Annotated in this window: 3 protein-coding genes and 1 pseudogene; 3 read left to right on the top strand and 1 reads right to left on the bottom strand. The window is 45.0% G+C overall.

The features are described from left to right. Positions 1–312, bottom strand: a pseudogene (locus tag HGO97_RS23160) (hypothetical protein); the annotation flags it as partial. A 925-nt stretch (positions 313–1,237) separates the two neighbouring features. On the opposite strand from HGO97_RS23160, the gene HGO97_RS23155 reads away from it, so the two are divergent. From HGO97_RS23155 to HGO97_RS23145, 3 genes are read left to right on the top strand one after another with little or no spacing between them, the layout of a single operon-like run. Next, a complete protein-coding gene (locus HGO97_RS23155) occupies positions 1,238–3,889 on the top strand; it encodes a valine--tRNA ligase (protein ID WP_216245570.1) in 2,652 nt (883 codons plus the stop codon). A gap of 11 nt (positions 3,890–3,900) precedes the next feature. Then, on the top strand, positions 3,901–6,120 hold the full coding sequence (locus HGO97_RS23150; protein ID WP_216245568.1) for a sulfatase-like hydrolase/transferase: 2,220 nt from the start codon (positions 3,901–3,903) through the stop codon (positions 6,118–6,120). Further along, positions 6,117–7,397 carry a bifunctional folylpolyglutamate synthase/dihydrofolate synthase gene (locus HGO97_RS23145; RefSeq protein WP_216245566.1) on the top strand — a complete coding sequence of 427 codons (1,281 nt, stop codon included), beginning with the start codon at positions 6,117–6,119 and terminating at the stop codon, positions 7,395–7,397. The genes HGO97_RS23150 and HGO97_RS23145 overlap by 4 nt, the downstream gene beginning before the upstream one ends. Positions 7,398–7,464 lie beyond the last annotated feature (67 nt).

Here is a 7,464-nt window from a genome sequence, read left to right as displayed (position 1 = left end):
TACCCACGACGCAGTTTTGGACGGAAATATCCCTGTCACTGGGATAATAGATTTTATTTCTATACTAAAGTGCCTAGGAAGAAGCCGCTTCTTGTCGCACTCATTCTTCATGCCCAGATATACAGCATCATGAATCGTCGTAATTATTAAGTCATTTGAATCCTGGTAATATGTGGAATGGATTGCATTGTATAATTCTAACCGATCTTGTTTATTGTTGAAAATTAGTCGAAATAATTGATCTTTGTATCTCCGGTTGATTCGATGTTCGCGGCCCAGATTTCTGAATCGATAAAGTATGTTATTTGTCATATGTTTTGTTTCTTTCATTTTAGCATAATTAGTTTTAGAAAAATAGGCATTGATAATAGATTTTTTATAATAAGACCATTCCGCGGCGAAGCCGCTACATCTCGCTACGGCTAAACGCCGTATGGTGTTAATTACAAATCCTGAGCTTAGTGAGCAGGCTCCCACGCATGGGAACTACAGGTAATATCGCATGGCTTATGTAAAGAGGTAATCCGCCATGCAAGCTCGATTCCGCGGCGAAGCCGCTGCATCTCGCTTCGGCTAAACGCCGTATGGTGAGAACTACAGTCCCCAAGCTTAGTGAGCAAGCTCCCACGCATGGGGACTACAGTTCTCACCGCATGGCTAGTTAGTTGCGGAAAAGTCTTAAGTTTTTTTAAACTTCCTTGACAAATCGGCGGTTCGCGGCTATGATAGTCTGTAGTTAATATTATGTTAACATTTTATTCATATGTATAAAGGTGCTGATGAAGAGGAGTACATGAGGACTCTTGCCAGAGAGAACTGTCCATTGGCTGGGAGACGGTTTCAAGTAAGGATCATGGAAGGTAGCTTCTGAACCGGATATCTGAACGTAGCGTTTTTTCTGTATTATAATAGGAAGAGACGGCTTCTATGAGTAGGGTATCCCGGAGTTGTCCGCGTTAAAGGACTACTGAGGATTGCCGCAGTGGCAGCATGGAGATGCTGTTTGACTGAATGTCTGCGTTGTTGGACAGAAGGCATGAGAATTAAGGTGGTACCGCGTAGAATAACGCCCTTTACATAATTGATTGTAAAGGGCTTTTTAAATGTTCTAAATTGTGAAGAAACAGTGAAGAACGTAAAAGCAGATATCCATCAGAGGGTAAAGGAAATGATCTAATACGCTGGTGATAAGGCGTAAGATATGAGGATTCTTATGAGGGAAAACAAGGAGGTAATTATGAGTAAGGAACTGGCTAAGACTTATAATCCAAAAGAGATTGAAGAGAAGCTGTATGAGAAATGGTGTGAGAACAAGTATTTCCACGCCGAGGTAGACAGGAGCAAGAAGCCGTTTACAACGGTGATGCCGCCGCCGAATATTACAGGAAAGCTGCATATGGGACATGCACTCGACAATACACTGCAGGATATCCTGATCCGTTATAAAAGAATGGAAGGATATAATGCACTGTGGATTCCTGGAACAGATCATGCAGCTATTTCCACGGAAGTCAAGGTTACGAATCAGTTGAAAGAGGAAGGCATTGATAAGAAGGAATTAGGCCGCGAAGGATTCCTTGAGAGGACCTGGCAGTGGAAGGAAGAATATGCAGGAACGATTGAGAATCAGTTGAAGAAGCTGGGAATTTCTTGTGACTGGGACAGAGAGCGTTTTACAATGGACGAGGGATGTTCCAAGGCAGTTGAAGAGGTATTTATCAAGCTGTATGAAAAAGGATATATTTACAAAGGTTCCAGGATCATCAACTGGTGTCCGGTATGTAAGACTTCTCTTTCCGATGCGGAAGTAGAGCATGAGGAACAGGACGGAAATTTCTGGCACATTAAGTACCCGATCGTAGGAACAGACGATTTCCTGGAGATTGCGACCACACGTCCTGAGACGATGCTGGGTGATACTGCAATCGCAGTGCACCCGGATGACGAGCGCTACAAAGACATCGTTGGAAAGAAAGCACTTCTTCCACTGGTGAACAAGGAGATTCCGATTGTGGCGGATTATTATGTAGATAAGGAATTCGGAACGGGTGCAGTTAAGATTACACCTGCACATGACCCAAATGACTTTGAGGTTGGAAAGCGTCACAATCTGGAAGAAATCAATATTATGAATGACGATGCCACCATCAATGAAAAGGGTGGCAAGTATGCAGGTATGGAGCGTTATGAGGCGAGAAAGGCAATCGTTGCAGACCTGAAAGAGCAGGGCTACTTGGTGAAGATCGAGCCTCACTCTCATAATGTAGGAACCCATGACCGCTGCGGTACGACTGTAGAGCCACTGATCAAGCAGCAGTGGTTCGTGAAGATGGAAGAGCTTGCAAAGCCGGCTATCGAGGCATTAAAGACTGGAGAATTAAAGTTTGTTCCAGAGCGTTTTGATAAGATTTACCTGCACTGGCTGGAGAATATCAAGGACTGGTGTATTTCCAGACAGATCTGGTGGGGACACAGAATTCCTGCATATTATTGTGATGAATGCGGGGAATTTGTAGTGGCAAGAGAGGTGCCGGAAAAATGTCCACATTGTGGATGTACTCATTTCACACAGGATGAGGATACGCTGGATACCTGGTTCAGTTCCGCATTATGGCCGTTCTCCACACTTGGATGGCCGGACAAGACCGAGGATCTGGATTACTTCTATCCGACAGACGTACTGGTAACCGGATATGATATCATCTTCTTCTGGGTCATCCGTATGGTATTCTCAGGATATGAGCACACCGGAAAGTCACCATTTCACACGGTTCTGATCCATGGTCTTGTGAGAGATTCGCAGGGACGCAAGATGAGCAAATCACTTGGAAACGGAATCGATCCGCTTGAAATCATCGATCAGTATGGTGCAGACGCACTTCGTCTGACATTGGTAACAGGAAATGCGCCTGGAAATGATATGCGTTTCTACAATGAACGTGTAGAGTCCAGCAGAAACTTTGCGAATAAAGTATGGAATGCATCCAGATTTATTCTGATGAACATTGAAAATGAACAGCTTACACAGCCGGAAATTTCCGAACTTGCGGAAACGGATAAATGGATTCTCTCCAAGGTCAATACGCTTGCAAAGGATGTGACCGAGAACATGGATAAGTTCGAGCTCGGTATCGCGGTACAGAAGGTCTATGATTTCGTATGGGATGAATTCTGTGACTGGTATATTGAGATGGCAAAATTCCGTATCTATCACAAGGATGAGGACCCGAAAGCAGCGAATTGTGCACTCTGGACATTAAAGACAGTACTAGGACAGGCGTTAAAGATGCTTCATCCATTCATGCCGTTCGTCACAGAGGAAATTTACAGTGCGCTTGTGCCGGAAGAGGAAGCTCTGATGATGTCACAGTGGCCAGTATATAAGGAAGAGTATCACTTCACGGCTTCCGAGGATATCGTGGACCACATGAAAGAAATCATCCGTGGAATCCGTAATATCCGTGCGGAGATGAACGTAGAAAATGGACGTAAGACAAAGGTATATATCGTAAGCGAGAGCAGTGAGTTATGTGCGGGCTTTAAGACACTGACGGATTCTGTAAAACCGCTGATGAATGCAGCAGAGATTTTTATTGGCAGCGAAAAACAGGGCGTTGCAGAGGATGCTGTATCCATCGTTGTACCGGATGCTTCTGTGTACCTGCCTCTGGAAGACCTTGTGGATTTCGAGCAGGAGATGGAACGTTTGAAAAAAGAAGAAGAAAAACTGACGAAGGAGATCGCAAGAGCAAAAGGAATGCTTGCGAACGAAAGGTTTGTCAGCAAGGCTCCTGAGGCTAAAGTGCAGGAAGAAAGAGAGAAGCTGGAGAAGTACACCCAGATGCTTGCCCAGGTCCAGGAGAGAATGGCTGGCTTAAAGAAAGCATAGAGAGGTCTTAAATGAAACATATTCAAATTAAGAAACCAGATATAAAAGGCTTTTTTCATAAGATAAAGAATCTGAAAAAAGAAGATATCAAAGCGCACTGGAAGGCAAGGAAGGAGCGGCGTGAGCGTATCTTAGAGCAGCGCCGCAACAGCCGCTTTGCAAAGAAGATGCAGCCTATATACAGGTTCATGGATAAGTTCTCGATTGTGTTCCACTTTCTGCTGGCCTGTATATTGAACTTTTTTATCGAGGTGATTTCCAGGCATTCACTGTTCGAGGCTTGGAGCTACATGACAGGGACGCCGAAGGTATTTCTGTTCAATGCGTTTTTGATATTTTCCACGTTTTCAATTGTGTATCTTGTCAGGAGGCGGGTGTTTGCCCGAATCCTGCTGAGTGTATTCTGGCTGTTCTTAGGAACATGCAACGGATATCTGTTGTTAAAGAGGGTAACACCGTTTAACGCACAGGATTTAAAAGTACTTTCAGATGCACTGGCGTTGACTGGAAATTATTTCAATACATTTGAACTGGTCCTTTTGATCGTGGGAATTGTGGCAGTCGTTCTGTGGGTTATTTCCATGTGGAGGAGAGGCGGACAGTATACCGGGAAAATGCATCGTTTGATTGCATTGGCTGGTGTCGTATTCTGGATCGGTGCCTATGTGGTGCTGACTAATGTGGCAATTGACAAGCGTGTAGTTTCCAATTATTTTGGAAATATTGCCTTTGCCTATGAGGATTATGGTTTTCCATATTGCTTTACAGCAAGTATTTTTAATACCGGAATCTCGGAACCAACAGGATACAGCGAAGCTACCATGGATAAGATCAGTAACAACGGTGACATTACGAAGAGTGAGACGGGACGTTCAGAGGATGAACTGCCCAATATCATCTTCGTCCAGTTGGAATCTTACTTTGATCCTACAGAGGTAGAGTGGCTGCAGTTCTCCGAGGACCCGATTCCGAATTTGAGGAAAATGTACAAGGAGCACTCACAGGGATATTTTAAAGTACCTTCTGTTGGTGCCGGTACCGCGAATACAGAGTTCGAGGTATTGACAGGGATGAGTATGCGTTTCTTCGGTCCCGGAGAATACCCCTATAAGACTTATGCAAAGACCAAAGTATTGGAGAGTGCGGCAACGGCACTGACAAGTCTGGGCTACGGGGCGGAAGCCCTCCATAATAACGGGGGGAATTTCTACAGCCGTGCACAGGTGTTCAACCATATGGGATTTGACCATTATACAAGCAAGGAGTTCATGAATATTCTGCAGACCACGCCGAAGGGATGGGCGACAGACGATATTCTGATTCCGAATATCCTGGAATCGATGGATACGACCGAGCAGCAAGATTTTGTATTTACCATCAGTGTACAGGGACATGGGGATTACCCGACAGAGAAGGTGATTGAGAATCCGGAGATTGTAGTCAGCGGCGTGGAGGACGAAGGCAAACGTAATGCCTGGGAATATTACGTCAATGAAGTGCATGAGATGGATAAATTTGCAGGAAACCTTGTGAAAGCCATTGAAGAACACGGCGAGCCGACGGTCATCGTATTCTACGGAGACCATCTGCCGACGATGGGGCTGGAAGCAAAGGATCTAAAGAGCAGATACCTGTACAATACGAATTATGTCATCTGGGATAATATCGGACTGAAAAAGCAGGACCGCAATGTCCCGGCATATCAGATCATGGCTGATGTATTTGAACGGCTGGATATCCATTCTGGAACGGTATTTAATTATCATCAGCAGAGAAGGCAGTCCAAGAACTACCTGTCTGATCTGGAGCTTCTGCAGTATGATATTCTGTATGGTAAGCAGTATGTCTATAAAGACAGCGCCAAACCAATCACAGAAGGCCATATGGCTATGGGTGTGAAAGACACATCAATAACAGAACTGGTGTCACAGCTTGACGGGACATACAGTATTTACGGTGAAAACTTTACAAAGCAGAGCAAGGTCTATGTCAACGGTGAAAAGCAGAGCAGCAGTTTCCTGAATAATACAAGGATTGACTTGAAGGATACAAATCTGGTGGATGGAGACATCATCCAGGTAAATCAGGTCGGTTCCAGCAACACGATTTTCCGTACTTCCAAAGAATATGAATATAAAGATGGAAAACTGATAGAGCTTCCGACCGATCCAGATGCAGTGGAACAGGGAAGAAATGCTTTTGTAAATCAGGATACAGGTGAGGAAAAGTGAGATACGAAGAAGCAGTAGAATATATCCTGGACATTCCAAAGTTCACGAAGAAAAATGAACCCTCCCATACCCGACAGTTTTTAAGATGTCTCGGGGACCCGCAGGAGAAGTTCAAGGTACTCCATGTGGCAGGGACGAACGGGAAAGGCTCGGTATGTGCGTATCTGAATGCGATGCTCTTGTCAGAAGGCAGGACGGTGGGACTTTTTGTCTCACCGCACCTGGTGAAAATGAACGAGAGAATCGTCATAAACGGAGAGATGATCACAGATGAGAGTTTTCTGGACATCTTTCAATTTGTTCTTGAAAAAGTAAAGGGGATGGAGGCAAAAGGGCTGCCCCATCCCACCTTTTTTGAGTTTTTATTCGGCATGGCAGTGACTGCGTTCGCAAGGGCAGGCGTGGAATATGCCGTGCTTGAGACTGGGCTTGGCGGACGGCTGGATGCGACGAATACAGTGGAGAAGCCGCTTGTTACAGCAATCACATCGATTGGTCTGGATCATATGGCTTTCCTGGGAGATACAGTCGGTCAGATCGCCTTTGAGAAGGCAGGAATCATAAAGCCGGAGATCCCGGTATTCTATGCGGATACGCAGGAAGAGAGCAACCGGGTCATTGAACAGAGGGCTGCAGATCTTGGAGCACCATGTAAAAAAATAGGGAAAGACGCGTACGAAATTCTGGGAATCCGGGACAAACATATTGCATTTTCCTGTGTAAATGCGTATTATGGAGATACCACATGGAGCCTTAACAATATCGGAGCATATCAGCCAGGGAACGCGATGCTGGCCTTGGAGATCATGAGATATGTTTTAAAGGAGAACTCTCATCCAAAGCTGTGGAGGCAGGCATTAAGGGATCTTAAGTGGGAAGGACGCATGGAAGAGATTCTTCCAGATGTCTATGTAGATGGGGCACATAATGTCAGCGCAGTGGAAGGATTTTTAAGAAGCGTGCCACAGGGAGAAGAGAATATCATTCTTTTTTCCGCGGTCAGTGACAAGGATTATGAAGAGATGATCGCCTGCCTGTGCAGGAATCTGAACACGGCGTTTTATGTCATTACCCTGATTGAGGACAAGCGGGCAGCGGGAATGGAAGAGCTGCAGCGCATTTTTGAAAAGCATACAACAAAACCTGTGATTGTAAAAGAGTCACTAAAGGAAGCATTTTCCTATGTGCTTCAGAATCAGGAGGGCAGGAAGATCTACTGCCTGGGATCTTTGTACCTCACAGGGATGATAAAAGAATTAACATCATCAAGTAAGTAGCAGAGCGGATGTTATATGTCCGCTTTGACTAAGTCATGCGTGTCCGGGAACATCAGAAGGAACGGAT

The sequence above is a fragment of the Faecalicatena faecalis genome (assembly GCF_012524165.2).
Taxonomy (GTDB): Bacteria; Bacillota; Clostridia; order Lachnospirales; family Lachnospiraceae; genus Faecalicatena_A; species Faecalicatena_A faecalis.
This window is presented reverse-complemented; position numbering and strand designations above follow the sequence as displayed.